This window comes from Arthrobacter sp. Leaf69, assembly GCF_001422645.1.
Lineage (GTDB): Bacteria > Actinomycetota > Actinomycetes > Actinomycetales > Micrococcaceae > Arthrobacter.
Genome location: NZ_LMLR01000010.1, coordinates 90,079 through 106,813, shown reverse-complemented (window position 1 = coordinate 106,813; position 16,735 = coordinate 90,079). Strand labels below are relative to the sequence as shown.

At 60.8% G+C, this 16,735-nt stretch carries 17 protein-coding genes; 3 read left to right on the top strand and 14 right to left on the bottom strand.

The window, feature by feature from the left end:
- Positions 1-9: 9 nt before the first annotated feature.
- The gene (locus ASE96_RS05840; RefSeq protein WP_056427388.1) at positions 10-540 is read left to right on the top strand and encodes a hypothetical protein; all 531 of its coding nucleotides are present in this window, start codon (positions 10-12) and stop codon (positions 538-540) included.
- Positions 541-612: 72 nt separating this feature from the next.
- Here the strand turns inward: ASE96_RS05840 and ASE96_RS05835 are convergent, their stop codons facing one another.
- Together ASE96_RS05835 and ASE96_RS05830 are read right to left on the bottom strand one after the other, a co-directional pair.
- Entirely contained in the window at positions 613-1,263 is a 651-nt protein-coding gene (locus ASE96_RS05835) for a helicase associated domain-containing protein (RefSeq protein ID WP_056429186.1), read from the bottom strand.
- A gap of 439 nt (positions 1,264-1,702) precedes the next feature.
- Complete coding sequence (locus tag ASE96_RS05830) at positions 1,703-1,933, bottom strand: antitoxin VbhA family protein (protein WP_056427385.1); 231 nt, start codon at positions 1,931-1,933, stop codon at positions 1,703-1,705.
- Positions 1,934-2,211: 278 nt separating this feature from the next.
- On the opposite strand from ASE96_RS05830, the gene ASE96_RS05825 reads away from it, so the two are divergent.
- Together ASE96_RS05825 and ASE96_RS05820 are read left to right on the top strand one after the other, a co-directional pair.
- Positions 2,212-2,496: a hypothetical protein gene (locus ASE96_RS05825; protein ID WP_162238815.1), complete on the top strand. Its 285-nt coding sequence runs from the start codon at positions 2,212-2,214 to the stop codon at positions 2,494-2,496.
- A 75-nt stretch (positions 2,497-2,571) separates the two neighbouring features.
- On the top strand, positions 2,572-3,744 hold the full coding sequence (locus ASE96_RS05820) for an ATP-binding protein (protein WP_056429185.1): 1,173 nt from the start codon (positions 2,572-2,574) through the stop codon (positions 3,742-3,744).
- Between the two features lie 201 nt (positions 3,745-3,945).
- Here ASE96_RS05820 and ASE96_RS05815 read toward each other — a convergent pair whose 3' ends face one another.
- From ASE96_RS05815 to ASE96_RS18750, 12 genes are all read right to left on the bottom strand, one after another.
- A complete protein-coding gene (locus ASE96_RS05815) occupies positions 3,946-5,133 on the bottom strand; it encodes a CaiB/BaiF CoA transferase family protein (RefSeq protein WP_056427379.1) in 1,188 nt (395 codons plus the stop codon).
- Positions 5,130-5,963 (bottom strand): enoyl-CoA hydratase/isomerase family protein, encoded by an 834-nt coding sequence (locus tag ASE96_RS05810; protein ID WP_056427376.1) that lies wholly within the window; start codon positions 5,961-5,963, stop codon positions 5,130-5,132. Before ASE96_RS05810 ends, ASE96_RS05815 begins: the two co-directional genes overlap by 4 nt.
- 146 nt (positions 5,964-6,109) lie before the next feature.
- The gene (locus ASE96_RS05805) at positions 6,110-7,021 is read right to left on the bottom strand and encodes an enoyl-CoA hydratase/isomerase family protein (protein WP_082492604.1); all 912 of its coding nucleotides are present in this window, start codon (positions 7,019-7,021) and stop codon (positions 6,110-6,112) included.
- Positions 7,018-8,235, bottom strand: coding sequence for a CaiB/BaiF CoA transferase family protein (locus tag ASE96_RS05800; RefSeq protein ID WP_056427373.1), 1,218 nt, complete (start codon positions 8,233-8,235; stop codon positions 7,018-7,020). The genes ASE96_RS05805 and ASE96_RS05800 overlap by 4 nt, the downstream gene beginning before the upstream one ends.
- 118 nt (positions 8,236-8,353) lie before the next feature.
- Positions 8,354-9,103, bottom strand: coding sequence for an amino acid ABC transporter ATP-binding protein (locus ASE96_RS05795; RefSeq protein WP_056427371.1), 750 nt, complete (start codon positions 9,101-9,103; stop codon positions 8,354-8,356).
- Positions 9,100-9,801, bottom strand: a complete 702-nt coding sequence (locus tag ASE96_RS05790) for an amino acid ABC transporter permease (protein ID WP_056427368.1) — start codon at positions 9,799-9,801, stop codon at positions 9,100-9,102. Before ASE96_RS05790 ends, ASE96_RS05795 begins: the two co-directional genes overlap by 4 nt.
- An 8-nt stretch (positions 9,802-9,809) precedes the next feature.
- On the bottom strand, positions 9,810-10,607 hold the full coding sequence (locus tag ASE96_RS05785) for a transporter substrate-binding domain-containing protein (RefSeq protein ID WP_056427365.1): 798 nt from the start codon (positions 10,605-10,607) through the stop codon (positions 9,810-9,812).
- Between the two features lie 152 nt (positions 10,608-10,759).
- Positions 10,760-12,178: an amidase gene (locus ASE96_RS05780; RefSeq protein WP_056427362.1), complete on the bottom strand. Its 1,419-nt coding sequence runs from the start codon at positions 12,176-12,178 to the stop codon at positions 10,760-10,762.
- The gene (locus ASE96_RS05775; protein ID WP_056427359.1) at positions 12,175-12,852 is read right to left on the bottom strand and encodes a GntR family transcriptional regulator; all 678 of its coding nucleotides are present in this window, start codon (positions 12,850-12,852) and stop codon (positions 12,175-12,177) included. The genes ASE96_RS05780 and ASE96_RS05775 overlap by 4 nt, the downstream gene beginning before the upstream one ends.
- A gap of 236 nt (positions 12,853-13,088) precedes the next feature.
- Positions 13,089-13,808: a helicase associated domain-containing protein gene (locus ASE96_RS05770; RefSeq protein ID WP_235500150.1), complete on the bottom strand. Its 720-nt coding sequence runs from the start codon at positions 13,806-13,808 to the stop codon at positions 13,089-13,091.
- A 346-nt stretch (positions 13,809-14,154) separates the two neighbouring features.
- Complete coding sequence (locus tag ASE96_RS05765; RefSeq protein WP_056427353.1) at positions 14,155-14,406, bottom strand: hypothetical protein; 252 nt, start codon at positions 14,404-14,406, stop codon at positions 14,155-14,157.
- A 327-nt stretch (positions 14,407-14,733) separates the two neighbouring features.
- A complete protein-coding gene (locus tag ASE96_RS18750; RefSeq protein ID WP_268753750.1) occupies positions 14,734-16,602 on the bottom strand; it encodes an ATP-binding protein in 1,869 nt (622 codons plus the stop codon).
- Positions 16,603-16,735: the final 133 nt, after the last annotated feature.

Genomic DNA, 16,735 nt, shown 5'->3' with positions numbered 1-16,735 from the left:
AGGAGGAGCATGAACGAGAGTTTGGCCGTCCCGCTCATTGCAGCGGTCCTCGCCGCCGTTGGCGTTCTGACCGCGGCGTTCCTCACTCATAGGTGGACTCTGAGGCGCGAGGACAGGAGCGATCGACGGGCGGTGGAGCGCGAGGCGGCGGCCTCCCTCTGCGAGAGACTGTATAGCCTTCAAAAGCTCGTCGTGCGTTCGGAGATCCACCCCGTCCCGTCTCAGGAGATCTTTGAGGCGGTCGCGCTTTGGGAGACCACGTACCGCAGGCATGAGACTTTGCTCCCTGGATCCTGGCGTCATGTCAGGAGAAGCGTCGCTTCCGCGCTGGGGGAGCACTTCGGTGCGATCGGAACGTCGAATCTCTTCTCCGTTCCCGAGGACCATCCTGTAGCGGCTCACGATTCGGTCTGGTGGGACAATGCCTGTGACTATCTGCAATACCTCCACCATCAGATGTCGCGATGGGGACACAAACCGACGGACGCCCACAAGATCAAGATTCACGACTTCGATACATGGCTTTCCCAGCGTCGCTGAGATGGAGTCGCGCCCGTAGCGGCGGGTGATGACTTGTGCGACGACTCCGCCGGCGCGGTGCAGGTCTCTCGTTTACCTGCTGGGTGGGCGGCCCCGGATCCTGCCGGTCTGCCACCCGGGGACGGCGCCGTCGAGGAGCTTGACCTTGTCGGGAGCGAGGTCGCCGCGGCGGTGTTTGTACCGCTGGGTGTGGATCCACACGCCTAGGGTATGTTCCCGCTCAGAATCGCAGTCCTTGTGGCGGGGCCAGTCGTGGCCTTCCTCGCGGTGGGCCGCGAGCTGGGCGAGACGGCGGTGCCAGCGTTCTTCGTCCTCGGACTCCCTGCGGTTTTTCTGCCACCCTGGCACCTGGGCCAGACCGTCACGGTAGCCCGGGTCAAGGGTCTCCTCGGCCGCTTCGCGGCGTCGGTCCGAGAGCCACCGGGCCATAGACCGTTCTTTCTTGTCCTCGGAGCCGTCCCGGGGGAGCCTGCCTTCGGCCTTGATCCAGGCGATAATCACTTCCATGCGGGCAAGTTCCGCGGGGGAGGGGCCAGCCTTGGTGCCGGCGGCGGCCACATGTGCCGCCTCAAGCTCCGGATCCCGGCGGCGCGCGATGACAAGGTGGTAACCGACGGTGGCGGGTTCGGCGCGCACCAGCTCGGCGATGCGTTTCCGGCTCAGCCCGAGCCGGTACATCAACACCCATTCCGCGTCAGGAGCGCGCCGCAACTTCCTGTCCATGATGGGTGTCATCTTGCCACTGCGATGGCTTGGAGAGGTCCTCGGTGGATATAACTTCGCAAATCGCCTGACAGGGGCCGAAGGGTGATGCTCGTCAGGAGTCGCAAAGGCGGCTGGATGGGCATATTTATAAAATATAAAGAATATAAAAAATGTAAAGCTGTATAAAAGGATGGTCTGCGAAGCCCCCGTTCCGCCCGGCCCTCGTCTACCGATGGCGCACAGCTAGTAGGCACGCGTGAGCATGCGTCGGCCTAGGGTACTAAAGCGCAGGCCATGTGAAAGCAATTCGATTCGGGCCAGCCTGAGCGGAAACATCGACCCCCATTCTTCATACGGCGCGGCAGCGACAACGGCCCGTCCATTGCGGGCGTCATCATCCGGCCACGGCGCGGCTCAAAGGTCTTGGTGGGGGACATTCCGATGCCCCTGCAAGCCTCTACCGCGGGCACGATCCCTTCAACTTCCGCAGGTATTCATCCATGGTGACTTCGCCGCGCAAGAACGCATTGATGTTTTCGACGGTCTGACGGCTGGGTTCCATACCCTCCAGGGCCCAGCTGGCCATCGTGTCGATGGTGAGTTCGCGTTTCTGCTCCGGGGTCAGGACGCGGTCAGCTGGTTCGGCCGCCGTGCCTATCGCCAGGCCGCGCTTCTTCGTGACACCCATGGCGACCTGCTCTTCCGGTAGTGCTGGCCCTCCAAGTTTATCGGCTGAGTTGGGGACCCCTGGACGTCCCGACGGGTAGGTGAAGACAGTGGTAGCCGTCTGCCCGGAACCAGAATCGCTCACGCTAATGGCTGTGGGATTTGCCAGCCCGTCAGATGTCCACGCGCCCCGCGGTCATCGCAGTTGCTCGCGGCTGCAATCGAAGACATGTCCACACGTGGAGGAACCTGTGGAGAACGTATGCTCGAAAAGGTCCGGATTCGTTCTAAAATTGAGCCGTGATCAGGTCAGGCTCTTCGGAGGATATGGAGCGGATTATGGCGCGCCTGGACGCCGACAAGGTCCGGCCGATGGACGACAGCTCGCCGATCCGGGACTTCCCGAAGTACGGCCGACCCTTGGTGTGCGTCAACGGGATTTACGGCAAGGCCGTCGCCTGGTCAAACAACTACGGCCTGATCGAGTGGCTGGACGTCTCCGGCAAGTACCACCTGGGCTGGGCGCAGTCGGCTAGCATCAAGCGCGTGACGGCCGATGAATGGAAGGGCAGCAGCGGACTCTAGCTCCCATCGAAGAGTCTCAATAAGACCTCATAAGCTGTTATCCATGTTTCTGGATATGGCTTTATGCTTGCGGATATGGAAAGCGCACTGAACCCGTATTCGCCCGGCTCGGGGCGGCGTCCGGCGGAGCTGGCCGGCAGGCAGGACGAGGTGGACGCATTCGACCTGTTGATGGCCAAGGCACGCCAGCGTCGACCGGATCGTGGGATTGTCCTGCACGGGCTCCGGGGCGTCGGGAAGACCGTACTGCTGAACGAGTTCCGACGACAGGCCGAACGCGCGGAATTCATGGTGGTCACCCTTGAAGGCCGGGACGCGGACGGCGGCCCGGACGCCGTCAGGGCGAAGCTGGCGAGGAATCTTCTCCAGGCTGGGCGAAAGCTCAACAACAGGAGTGCCGGGGCCACTTTGAAATCGGCCCTGGGCAGCGTGGCTTCCTTCTCCGCCAAACTGGGGGTTACCGGTATCGACATCGGCGTCGCACTCAACCGCGGCCGAGCGGACTCGGGATCCATCGAGGTTGACCTTGAAGAGCTGGTCGAGGATCTCTGCGCGGCATTGGCAGAGAAACGGTCTGGCCTGGTCTTTGTGATCGACGAGATGCAGGACCTTGACGCGCCCCTGATCGCGGCGCTGCTCAGCGTGCAACATCTGGCGAACCAGCGGGAATGGCCGTTCTACATCGCCGGCGCCGGCCTGCCCAACCTGCCCTCTGTTCTCAGCGAATCCCGCTCTTACGCCGAGCGGCTGTTCAATTACCGGAGCATCGGCCCGCTGCCGCGCCCGGCGGCGGAATCCGCCCTGACTGTCCCCGCCGCGAAATTCGGCGCATCCTTCGAGCCGGCTGCCAGAGACCTGCTCCTGGACGCTTCCGGCGGCTATCCGTACTTCCTGCAGGAATACGGCTACGCCGTGTGGGAGACCGCACCCGAGAAGGTCATCACCCTCAGCGACGCTCAGGTTGCCGTGGAAATCGGCCGCCAGCAGCTTGACCAGGGCTTCTTTCCGTCCCGCTGGGAGCGGGCGTCCAAGGCCGAGAAGTCCTACCTGCAGCTCATGGCCGTCGACGGCGACGAGGGGTCCAGCACCGCAGACCTGGCCACCAGGGCGCAAAAGAAGCAAAGCTCGATGACCATGACACGCTCCTCGCTGATCCGCAAGGGCATCATCTACCCGCCGGCGCTCGGTCGGGTGGCGTTCACCGTCCCCGGGATGGCGGACTACATTTCACGATGCACCGACGCCTGACCGCAACTCCGACTCGCGACCGCTCGAGGACCGATGCTTACGGGACGCCGTTCAGGACAGCCCCTTTCGAAAAAAGACAGCGTCGGCGTTGGAGTCGTGTTTAGCCGGTTGTAAGAAAGTCACGCCGCATCCCGCGACCATGTCCCAGCTGTCGGAACCCAGAATGTAACGGGCAGTCAGGTGCATCTTTCACAACCGATTTCATCCTTGGATTACGGACCCACTCGAGATGAGCGCTTCAAGGTCCACTTCGGATACCCCGTACTCGGACAGGATTTCAGCACTATGCTGCCCGAGTACAGGCGGGGCAGTTCGAAGCCACTTTTCATCTCCGGTCATTGCCGGGCGGCCTAACACCCGGATCTCGCCAAGATCTCGGTGTTCCACAGTTTCAGCCAGGCGTAGTTCCTCGGCAATGGGATGCTCAAATGCCTCGTCTATTCCAAGCACAGGCCCGCACGGTACGCCAGCTGCATTTATGACTTGCATCCACTCATGGGAGTCTCGCGCGGCGAGCTTCTCTTCCATTAGCCGGCGCAGCTCGTGTTTGTTTGTTAGTCGACCTTCGTTTGTGGAGTAAAGGGGATCCTCCGCGAATGAGTGAAGTCCTAGAGCGCCACAAAGTTGACGCCACATGCGCTCGTTTCCAGATGCGATTGTTAGGTACCCGTCTCGAGTCGCGAATGTCCCCTGTGGGAAGAGTAGTGGGTGGTCGTTGCCTTCACCGACCGCGACGACGCCAAGGCTGAGGTATTTCTGTGCCTGATAGGTAAGCAGGAAGTTGGTACTCTGCATCAAAGAAGTTGAGACAAGCCCGCCGACGCCGGTGCGAGCACGTTCGTGTAGTTTCGCCAATATGGCGAAGCTGGCGATGAGTCCGGTTGTCGAGTCTGCAACGGGAACGCCCACGCGCATGGGGCCAGCCTCCGAGATCCCATTGACGCTCATCAGGCCGCTCATCCCCTGAGCATTCTGGTCAAACCCAGCCATGGAGGCGCCGACGGGGCCATCGCCGAATCCGGTGATGGAGCAATAGACCAGCCGAGGGTTCGCTTTGAGGAGATGCTCCGACGCGATCCCCATCTTTTCAGTCGTTCCCGGTTTGAAGTTCTCGATGAACACATCTGCAGTTTCGGCGATTTTCTTGATTGCAGCGAGTCCTGCGGAACTGCGGAGGTCCAGGGCAAGTGAACGCTTGTTCCGGTTTGCCGACATGAAGTACACGCTGTGACCTTGATCGAACGGACCAGATTGGCGGGAAGGGTCCCCCAGCGGCACCGGTTCGACCTTAATCACCTCTGCGCCTTGGTCGGCCAACATCATGCTTGCAGTCGGGCCAGCAATGTATCGGGATAAATCTAGAACAACGAGTCCGTCAAGAGTGCTCATATGGAACCCCCGCCCGAGAAAACAGGTCGGCGTTTATTAAGGAACGCGGCGACGCCTTCCCTGAGATCCTCCCCGTCATAGGCCTGCACGTGCAGTTGCTGTACTCGGTCCGCTGCTGCATCGTCCAGTGCTCCCGCGAAGTCTGTGATGATTTTTGCCGCCCGCATCGTCACGGCTGAAGAGTTCTTGATCGTCTCGAGGAGTAATGAGACATGCGCGACGAGATCCGCGTCCGGCACGACCTCGTCGAGTAGCCCAATTTTCAGTGCCTCGTTGGCATCGAAGAGCCGGCCGCTGAACAGAACGTGCTTAAGTCCGTTGACGCCTAGATGTCGTGTTAGCAGTCTCGTCTCAGTCAGGCCAAGAATGACTCCCAACTGGCCGATCGGAACCCCTATCTGCGATGTGTCCGAACCGATTCGCAAATCGCAAGCGGCGGAGAGCTCGCATCCGCCGCCTACCGCAAAGCCGCGAATCATCGCTATTGTCGGCACCTCGATGCTGGCGACGGCGCGAAGTGCTCGCGCCAGCTGATCGTTGTATGACGTGGCGTCGGAAGCTGTTAGGCGAATCTCGGGAAACTCTGCGATGTTGGCGCCGGCTGCAAAGGCGGCCGTCCCTGACCCGCGAATGACAGCTGCTCTAAGTCCGGGGGTGGCTGAGAGCTTCTGAAAGACCTCTGTGATGCGTGTCCACATCGTGAGGCTGAGCGCATTTCGCGCGGGGGCATCAGAGAGCACAACCACGGCAACGTCTGCCTCAATCTGAAACTCGATAGTGCCGAGACCCTCGTCGCCGCTGTCGGCCCGAGCGAGTAGCTCCTTATACATAGAGACTCCTTGAGAAGGTGGAACGTTTTTGGTGTGTCTCCACAGGTGAAGCGAGTGGTGGATGTTGCGACCCCAGCGACCACAGTCGTTACCCCACCACCTGATCGCCCCGCTCGTACAGACCCAACAGGTGTTGGATGAAGAATTTAGCCCCAGGATCTGGAGGAAGGCGATCTCGTGTCCATCGGGTGGTTGTGCGGCTTGATAGTGGCGAGCCGGGTGGCTCCTGATCGAGGGCCAGCACGGTCCGCTTGCGTCCTGCTGGGGTGCCAGATAAACCTCGGCTGCTCCCGGTTCAGAAAGGCGGCGATGCCGATTCCCATGTCGGGGCTCTCTGGCATGGCTGCCCAGGCGTCTTCCCATTCTTTGTCGATGCCAGAGTGATTGATATCCGTGAGGTTCACCAGATGTTTCATGGCATGTACTGAAAATCGGGATTTGTTCAGGAGGGAGTTCAGGATGGAGCTGCATCGCTCCCCAAATTCATCGTCGGGAACGGCCTCCGTCACCAAGCCGAGAGCCTGCGCTCGGGCAGCGGTAAAGGCCTGGCCGGTAAGGAGTATGAACTTTGCGTTGGCGTGTCCCACCTGACGCACGAGTCGCTCGATCCCGGGGCGGGGGTAAATGATGCCGATCTTTGCAGGGGTGATGGCGAATACGGAGCTTTCGCTAGCGATGATGAAATCGCATGCTGAGGCGATCTGCCAGCCCCCGCCCATGCAAGCCCCGTCAACCATTGCGACGGTGGGTTTCGTGATCGATGTGATGGCCTGGTCGGCTCGGCTAAGTTGGTCGACGCTGGTGTCATCGTCCTGCCGATCAAGAAGCACTGAGGACAGTTCACTAATGGCCGCGCCCGCGCAGAATGTATTGCCAATGCCCCGAAGGACCACGACGATGACGTCCGGATTGGCATCAAGCCGTGGCATTAAGTCCTGAATTTCCAGGCACATTGCCTTGGTCAGGGCGTTTCGCTGGGTGGGATTGTCGATCTCGACCGATGCCACGCCGTTGGCGATGCTGACATTTATTCTGCGGTTGGGTGCAGGTTTGCTCATCCTCTTGCACCCGCCGTTTCCTTGTTGGTCTTCAGGTGGCCGTTGGCTTCCAGTCGGTCGATGTCCTCGTCGGAGAATCCGATTTCCTGCAGGATTTCGGCGGTGTGTTCGCCTAGGAGGGGAGGTGGTGCCAGGATCTCGCTGGCTTCGCCGTCGAGACTGACCGGTCCCCGTAGAAGCGGCAGTGCGGACCCGTCGCGCCGCTGGGTCTGCTGGACCAGACCCAGAGCGGCCACCTGCTGGGATGCCAGGGCTTGGCTGTAGTCGTAGATCGGACCGCACGGGATGCCTGACAGGCTGATCATCGGGACCCACTCAGCTGCGGCCTTTAGAGACAGCTTCGATTCAATAAGCCTCGTCAGCTGCTCTCTGTTCACCGAGCGGTCCGTGCCGGTGATGAACCGGGGATCCTCGACCGCTAAGGGGATTTGGAGCAACTCGCAGAATGCCCGCCACTGCTTGTCATTGCCGACTGCGATGGTGATGGGTTCTGTGGCGGTCTTGAATATGCCGTAAGGGGAGATCACCGGGTGGTCGTTTCCCTGGGGGGTGGGTGTCTCGTCGAGGCTGAGGGACCTCTGGCCCTGAAATGCCGATAGGTTCAGGGCCGTCTCAAGAAGCGACGTTGATATGCGGCTGACGGCGTGGCCATTGCTGCGTCCCAGCAGGGCTGCAACGATGCCGAATGCGCAGACCATTCCTGAAGTGATATCGACGATCGGTACGCCGACACGGTAGGTGTTCCCTGGATCGGCGCCGGTGACGGACATGAGTCCCGACATCCCCTGGATTACCTGATCCAGGCCAGCGTCGTCCTTGAGCGGGCCGACAGTGCCGAAGCCGGTGACGGACCCTACGACGAGCCGGGGGTTATGTTCCTTGAGGCGCTCTGCAGCCAGTCCCATTTTCTCCAGTGTGCCCGGCTTGAAGTTCTCCACCAGGACGTCTGCCCCGGCGATCAGCCTGCCCAGAATTTCCTGCCCTTCCTGCGAATAGAAGTCGAGGCAGATCGAGGTCTTGTTACGGTTCACGGAGTCGAAGTAGAGGCTGTGTTTGTTCTGGAACGGCGGCCATTGGCGCGCAGTGTCACCGCCGTTGATGCTTTCGACCTTAATGATTTTGGCGCCCATGTCTGCAAGCAACGCGGTGCAGTACGGGCCAGCGAGGGCTCTGCTGAGGTCAACCACGGTGATTCCGTGGAGTGGCTTGATCATGAGGGATTCCCTAGTTAGTGGGGCACAGGAGACTGTTGATCGTGATTTACAAGCTATGTCCTCATCCGAGGGGTGTTGGTTTCGTGCGGGCGTCCACCCGCTGAATGCCGCCCCCAGGTTAGTGGCTGAGGTGCGAGGCGTAGACGCGGAGACGGGGGTGCTGGAAGACCTCTGCCGGTGGCCCTTCGGCGACGATGCCGCCGTGTTCCATGAAGATCACCCGGTCCGCCACTTCCCGTGCGAACTTCATTTCATGCGTCACGATCACCATGGTCATACCGCTGCGGGCAAGTTTGGTCATGATGTCCAGGACTTCGTTGACTAGCTCCGGATCCAGGGCTGACGTCGGCTCGTCGAAGAGGATGGCTTTGGGGTCCATCATCAGCGCCCGGCAGATTGCCACGCGCTGCTGCTGTCCGCCGGATAGGTCAGCGGGATAAGCATCGGCCTTTTCCTCAAGGCCAACGGAGCGAAGTTTGTCTAGTGCGCGGGGCTTGGCGCTGGGCCGCTTTTCACGTTTGGAAATGACCGGCCCCTCCAACAGGTTCTCCAGCACAGTCCGGTGCGGCCAGAGGTTGAACTGCTGGAACACCATGGAGATTTCCTGCCGCAGCCAGGTCAGCCGGAATTGGTCCAGTAGGCCCAGCTTTCCGCGCACATTGGGTTTGTAAAAGACCTGCCGGCCGTCCACATGGATCTGCCCGGAGTCCGGAACTTCCAACATGTTTATGCACCGCAGAAGTGTGCTTTTTCCTGCGCCGCTGGGGCCGATGATCGCCACCACCTCGCCCGGCAGGATTCGCAGGTCCACGTCTTTGAGTACTGCCTTGGAACCATAGCTCTTGGTCAATCCGGTGATGCTGATCATGCCATGCTCCCTACAGACTCGCGCAGTGATTTAGTCGTGCCCAGCTTGCGACCGGTCTTCTTCTCGATGGCGATCTGCAAGACCATGAGCAGGCTCGTCATCAAGAGGTACATAGCAGCGACAACACCCAGGGTCTCCATCACGTTGTACGTGGAGTTGTACGCCTTCTGGCCCTGAAGCATAAGGTCCGGCACGGTGATGACCGAGATCTGAGCCGATTCCTTGAGCATGATGATGCAGTTGTTGATGTACGGCGGAGTCATGAGCCGGATCCCCTCAGGGGCCGTGACACGCAGAAATTTCTGGACTGGATTCATACCGACGGAGTCTGCGGCCTCCAGGTGCCCGGCGTTGACCGACTTGAGTCCGGCCCTGATAATTTCGGAGAAGAACGACGCCGAGTTCAGGCTCATGGCCACGAGGCCCGCCGTGAAGGCGTCCAGGGTCAGCCCGAACGGTTGGGTGTAATAGAAGAAGAACAGCAACAGCATCAGCGGCAGTCCGCGGAAGAGCCAGACGTAGGCTGCTGCAAAGATCCGCAGGCCCCGGTTCCGCGAGAGTCGCATGGTGGCGACCAAATATCCCAGGACCGTTGCGCAGACGATCGCTGCAGCCACAATTGCAAGGGTGGTCAGGGCGCCGTTCAAAAAGATCGGGAAGTATTCGGCGGCGACAGCGCCGGGTTCAGAGATGCCCATGGTGACGGCTACGGGGCCGGGATTTCGACTGAGAAGCCGAACCACTTTTGGTTCAATTTCTCGAGGGTTCCGTCCGCCTTGAGTTCGGTGATGATTTTATCTACCTTGGGCTTCATTTCGGTGTCATTCTTTGGCAGAGCAACCCCGGCGGTCTTGATTCCATGGACATCCCCGACGATCTTCAACCCCGAGGCCGTAGGCGAGTTCTTAAGGAAGTCTTCTGCGGCGATGCGCGTGGTGGCAAAGACATCGATCCGACCGGCGGCGACATCGGAGAATCCTTCATTCGCACCCGGGTAGGCCTTCAGTTCGCTGAAGCCGCCGATAGCCTTGACATCGGTTTCGGTGCCTGAGCCGCCGATTGCTCCCGCCTTGAGGCCAGCGAGTTTGGTCACGTCGGGGACGGTGCTGTTCTTGGAGACGACTGCCACTGTGCCGTCGGCGAGGTACGGGGTGGAGAAAGTGACGGATTGCTTGCGCGCATCGGTCATGATGAGACCAGACATGACCGCGTCGAACTTCCCGCTATTGAGACCAGGCAGCAGGCCTGTCAACTGGCCCTCGACGAATTCGGCCTGCATGCCCAGCTTTTCTGCGATCAGGGTCCCGACCTCGATGTCGAACCCCGTGAGTTTTCCGCCGTCGGAGAATGTGACCGGGCGGAAGGTCCCGCTAGTGGCGATCGTGAACTTCTCTTTGGAAGGCGAATTAGCCGCGGCACCGGAGCTGGCAGAGCAGCCCGTCGCAGATAGGGCCAGCGCAGCCAGCGCTGCTACTAGGGCGGCCTTGCTCTTGAGTGAAATCATGCGGTGCGTCCCACTTTCAGTGATCTCTTTGCCAATGATGTGGTGAACACTAACACGCAATTTCTCGTTTGTGACATAAATCGCATTCTGTAGACAGTTTTACGATTGAACACCCTCTTGACGAATAGCGGGAGGGGGCCGAACGGGGCTCATCAGATGCCGAGCCGTTCCAGATATGCCGCGAAGTTCAGCGCCTGAAGCTCGCCGGCCGGGCCAGCCACAATCTGCACCGACAATGGCCAGCCTTGGGCGGAAAGTGCCACCGGCAGTGACACAACGGGGCACCCCGTTAGAGTGACGGCGCGGCAGTGCCCCATGATTTCCCAGCCTTCGGTGAGCCTGCCGTCTATGTCCAGCCGCCCGTCGGGGTCCGCCGCCGGCCCTCCGGCAACGGGCAGCAGGACGACGTCGAAGGCCTCTATCCGGTCGACGGCCGCAGTCCGGGCGGTTTCTGCCGACTCCCAGGCCTGTTTGACCGCCGCTGGCGTTGCCGACAGCGATACTTCAATGGTGCGGAGGTTCGTTGCTGTGATCTGGTGTTCGCGGCCCGCGACCGCGGCTGCGAGGTCAACCATGGGATCGAGCGCCCGCAGGGTGTTGTAGCTAGGCAGGCAGTCGTTGAACAATGTTGGCTCGTGCAGGACATTGTGACCATCCTCAGCCAGCTGTCTCGCGAGTCGTTCCATCAAGGCGGTGACCTCCTGGCGTACGGGCCCGAGGTCGGAGCCGTCAGTCCAGGCAATGCGTAGGTGTTGCGCACCGGACTTCAGGTCTGGCACGGCGGCTTCAGCATCCCGGGCCCCTGACATCACGAGGAAGGCCGTGCGGAGATCACGGACGGAGCGTGCCATCGGACCGATGGTTTGGAAGGTTCCCTGCATTCCAGGACCCATGACCGGGATGGTTTCGTCTGCGCCGAAGTTTCCGCCTATGCCCGGAACTTGGCCGGCACCGGGCAGCGCATCCAGTCCGGGTCGCAGCGCAGCAATACCCACGCACTGGGCTGGCCACCGTACCGAGCCGCCGAAGTCTGTTCCTATGCCTAGCGCGGAGATGCCCGCGGCGAGGGAGGCTGCTTCGCCGCCACTAGATCCGCCGGGGGTAATCTCCGGAAAACGCGGGTTGGCGGTCCTGCCCAGGAGCGGGCTGTCGGAGGTCATGCTGAAGGCGAACTCTGGGCAGTTCGTTTTGCCTACCAGAATCGCGTCCGCCTCTACGAGGCGCTGTACGGCCGGGGCCGTGGTTGTGGCAACATTCCCTTCGAAGGCTAGACTGCCAGCCGTGACGGGAAGGCCAGCCACCGCAATGACGTCCTTTACGCTGAACGGGACGCCAGCCAGGGGGCCGAGTCGCTCGCCGGCGGCACGGCGGCGGTCGAGGTTCTCTGCAGCAAGTGCCGCTGATTCCCAGTCCTCGGTGATCAATGCATTGAGCGATCGGGCGCTCGTGGCGGCGGCCCGCGCTTCGGCCAAGACTTCAGCAGCCTTGCGGGAGCCGTCACGGACCTGTTCCGCGATGGCAGTGGCGTCGAGGAAGGCTGAATTGAGTACCGCCAGCAGCGAGCGTTTCATCGGGAAACCGCCTCAGTTTCTACGTCTAACGCCGGTTTCCGGTCCAGGTAGTCCCGCTCGCCATGTTCCGCGAATTCGTGACGAATGCTGCTAGCGTCGCCGGTGCGCAGGCATTCCAGCAAGGCGGCGTGGCGATCGCAGCCCTTGCTGAGATCGCCCTTGGTGCGGGCCTCGCTGCGTACGTTGGCTGCCATGCTGAGCTGCATCTGTAGCATGAGGGAGCGATAGACGTCGGTCAGCCGACTGTGCCCTGCCGCTGCCACGATACCAGTGTGGAACTGGACGGTTGCCTGCACAACCCCGGCGCTGTCACCTCGCTTGGCGGCCGCCCGCATGGAGGCCATAATCGGATTCAAGGCGTCGAATGACGGGGGTTTATCTTGTGCTAGCAGCAGGTCTACGGCGAACGCCTCCAGGGCCCGCCGGAGGGAATAGACCTCCTCGACATCCTTATCGGTCATGTTGACGACGCGGTAGCCCCTGCGCGGGGTCTGCTCCAGGAGTCCCTCACTCTCGAGTACGCGGAGGGCCTCACGCAGCGGTGGCCTGGAGATGCCCAAGCGCTCGACCAGTGGAGGTTCGTTCAATTTATCGCCCGGGCCCAGTTCTCCACTCACGAGCAACTTCCTGATTTCATGCGCGGCGAGTGTTACGAGGCTTTCTTGCAGGATCATCAATAAAGAATACTGTCTACAGACTGCACAAAGTACAGCTGGGCTCGCACCACCTGCTACGTGCAGGAAATGCTGCCGAAGAGTTTGCGGCCGGCGGGCACTTGACTCGAACTTCATGGAGTTCGCTTTTTGGACGGCGCCCCTTACTGCGTCATCGGACTTGGACTTGCCCATGGCGGGCTGGACTTTCACCGATCGGAGACCAGTTCAACAGGCCGGGAGGCGCGATCTTCCGGTCACCGCCGGGGAGGGCGGCCTCTGGTCCTCCCGGTCTGCCAGGCGGGAACGGTGGTGTCCAACAGGTTGACCTTCACAGGTTCGAGGTCGCCGCGGCGCCGTTTGTAGCGCTGGGTGTGGATCCACACGCCCAGCGTGTGTTCGCGCTCGGAGTCATAGTGGTGGTGGCGTGGCCAGTCGTGGCCTTCCTCCAGGAAAGCCGCGAGCTCGGCCAAGCGGTCGTGCCAGCGGGCTTCATCCGCCATTTCCCTGTGGGTTCCGGTCCACCCTGGCACGTGGGCCAGACCTTGGTTGTAGGCCGGGTCAAGGGTGCCTTCGGCTGCTTCGCGCCGGCGTGCGGACAGCCACCGTGCCATTGACCGTTCACCCTTGTCGCCAGAGCGGTCCCGAGGGAACCGGCCTTCATCGGTAACCCAGCTGATGATCTCTTGCATGCGGGCGAGGTCCACTGGGGAGCGTCTGGACTTGGTGCGTGCGGACGCAAGATGTTCCGCCTCGAGCCCCGGGTCCTGGCGGCGGGCGATGACCAGATGGTATCCGACGGTGGCGGGTTCGGCCCCCACCAGCTCAGCGATGCGTTTCCGGCTCAGCCCGAGCCGGAACATCAACACCCATTCCGCGTCAGGAGCGCGCCGCAACTTGCTGTCCATGGTGGTTTCATCCTGCCACGGGGCCGGCCCGGAACGGTCCACCGTTTGGGGCAATGTTTTGATGCTCACGGGTCGTGACTCTGACGCTGCGCCAGTTGTCCGGCGTCCACCCCGGTGCGACAAGGACATCCAGACCAGTCATCGTCACCCAAGCCAGCACCGCCCTGAGACACTCCCTTTCCCCAACTCTTTCCACTTATACGGAGTTCTAGGGGGTTCTACGGAAAACCCTAGACCCCCTAGAACTCCGTATAACTGCGGGGTTGAACCTGGCGGAACCCCTATGGCCCGGGCCATGTGAATATGGCAGTTTGATTCGGGACCGGGGTCCCGGCTGGATCGATCGATGCCACCCCTTGATCTGGACGAAGACTCAGGAACGCGACACTAGATCCGAAGGATCCGTACTGTTGGGCTACCGTAGAGCTTCCGGGATGCCGAATCGCTTCCCAACGAGTATGCGGACGGCCGCTTCCAGAGGCTGATCTTCCAGCTCAACGCCCTCGCCCCCGTAACGAATTCCCGTTTCGTCGCCCACCGCTTCGATGTCAAAAAGGTTGAGGACCTCGGCCACGCGCACCTGATACTCGGTGGCGGTCATTTGGCGGGACGCACGAACTGGAATTGTGCTGAGGGTGCGCGCGACTTCAGCATCGGATTCGATCATGGCCGCACTTTTCCATGACGTTCGCCATTGCACAAGGGGCGGGCTCTTCGGATCTAGTACGGAGTACGAGGCGACGTTAAGCTCGATGGAGGTGAGCCCATCCTCCCGCGGCACCCGCCGGCAAAACCCTGTCGGCGCATGTTCCGCGACCGGCAGGTCGTCGTGCAAACACAGCCCACCGACTGCCGGCCGCTTGCTCGGCCGACAGTGCGCAGGCAACCCACAACATAATGCCTGTTATTTTGTGTGCGTTGGGCGGCGCCGCGCACAAGACGAAGTCCGTGCAGACTCCATGACGCGTCCTGAACTGTTCGGCGGCGGTACTCCCTAAGGCTTTTGCCAGTCGTCGGCGACCTGCTGCCAGGTCGTATTTGGGACCGTCTGTCGAATCCAGGAATTCCAGAATTCAGGATCGGACGAACGCGGCCGATGGTCTTCGGCCAGCTCGCGCATCTCAACCAGAACAGGCAATTCGGTGGCCCATCCCAGAAGAATCGCCTGGCGTGAGGGCAGACTTGGTAGCTCCTGAAATATGCCCCCAAGGCTATCCGGGACCATCCGCTGGACGAGATCCTGATCGCGGTCGTTCACCAAGCGGTGCAACAGAAACGTGTTGCATTGTGCCAGCACCGTGGTCGAAAGTTCGGAAGGCCGTTGAGAGGAAACAACAAGCCCAAGACCGAACTTGCGCCCTTCGCGGGCGATCTTCTCAAAAGTTTCCCGGCACAGAGTGGCGGCAGACAGTTCTCCGGAATCCTCCGAAGACGGTTTGCGAATGAAGTTATGGGCCTCTTCGAGGACCATAGCGACTGGAAGTGTCTCCTGGTCGAGCCGTCGAAGGCGCTGCAACGCCTCAAAGGTGAGGCGGGCGAATGCTGCGATGCTGAGGGTCAATACGTCGGACGGAACCAAGGACAAGTCGATGATCGTGATCTGCCCCTTGGGCGAGTTCACGAGGCCAAGGTGATCTTCGAGCCACTTGGCCAGATCCCTGTCATTTTCCGGGTCGATTATGGGTTTGAGCCGTCGGTCTCCTACGATCTCGTGGATTCGAAGTGTCAGGCCGGACATGTACTTTGCATTGTCTGCCACGTCAGTGGTGGTGAGCAAGGCATTGAGCTGCCCCGGCATATCCTCCAGCCGGAATGGAACCGGAGAGTCGATGTTGATGTCGTACTGGACGGGATCGGATTCCAGATCTGCGACGATGGCGTCAATGTGAGGCAAGAATCTTGTGAGCGACTGCACGGAGAACGCCGAGTAGTAGGTGCCACCTTTACTGACCGATTCGTGTGATTGATACAGAGACGTAGCGGCACGGACGATCGGGATGATTCGTTCGTCCTCTCCTTGATGAGGCTGCAGGTCCTCCGCTAGGGCCTTGAGAAGCTGGCCGCAGTTCTGTTTCCCAGGGAAGTCCGCGACCGAAGCGGGCCCATTCTCGATCATTGTCCACAGGAGTTGCCGGTAGGCCCTGAGCTTTGAGAACAGAGAGCGATTCGCTGAATCGACGACAGCTGCCCCCGATCTCAGGTGTCTCAGAACTTGATGGAGCACCGGTCGTTGAGTGGCTGACGCAGCCCCCGCGAACGTTGCCCATTCTTTGGAGTTCCACATCCAGCTTGGCAGATCGAAGTAGCCAGTGGTTGCTCCTGCCGTGCCACCCTCCCCGTCATCAGTTCCAGCAGTGTCTGGCGATACTTGAAACAAACGAACATGGTCGTTGTCTCTGAATGCGGTTGCGTATTCGCCGTTAGGGTCCAGGACGACGAAATGGGTGTTCGGTGGTTCACCGTTCATGGACGATCTGGCCGCTTCGTGTGACCACCGGATGAGGCCGGCCACGGAACACGATTTTCCGCTGCCTGTATTGCCGAGAACAGCCAGATGGCGACCAAATAGGCGATCGGGATCGACCGACACTTTCGTTGAATCTGCTAGTGGTGCGGTGCCGATGTGAACCCTGCCATGGCCGGACGTTCCCACCACCGCCCTCAGCTCGGCGCTAGTCGGTAGTGCGACCTCGCAGCCAACCGGCGGGAACGTGGACACTCCGCGGTTGAGCCGCAATGCATCTCCCCCGTCGGCGAATTGGAGCGTCCCAATAGGGCTAGCGGTAAGCCTGCGAACAGGAAACGGGAGATCAATAATGCTCTGGTCTGTGTTTCGGCGAGGTGGAACTGTGGCAGGGTCCATCCAAATGGCCGTAACTGTCGCGACCAGCAGTCCCGATCCAATGGGGATGACTACGTAGCCGTTGATCCTCGGAAAGCGTTGAATGCTCGGGCCGAATGCAGTTGCCTGCGGAGCCTCGGTCTCGAGGAGTACC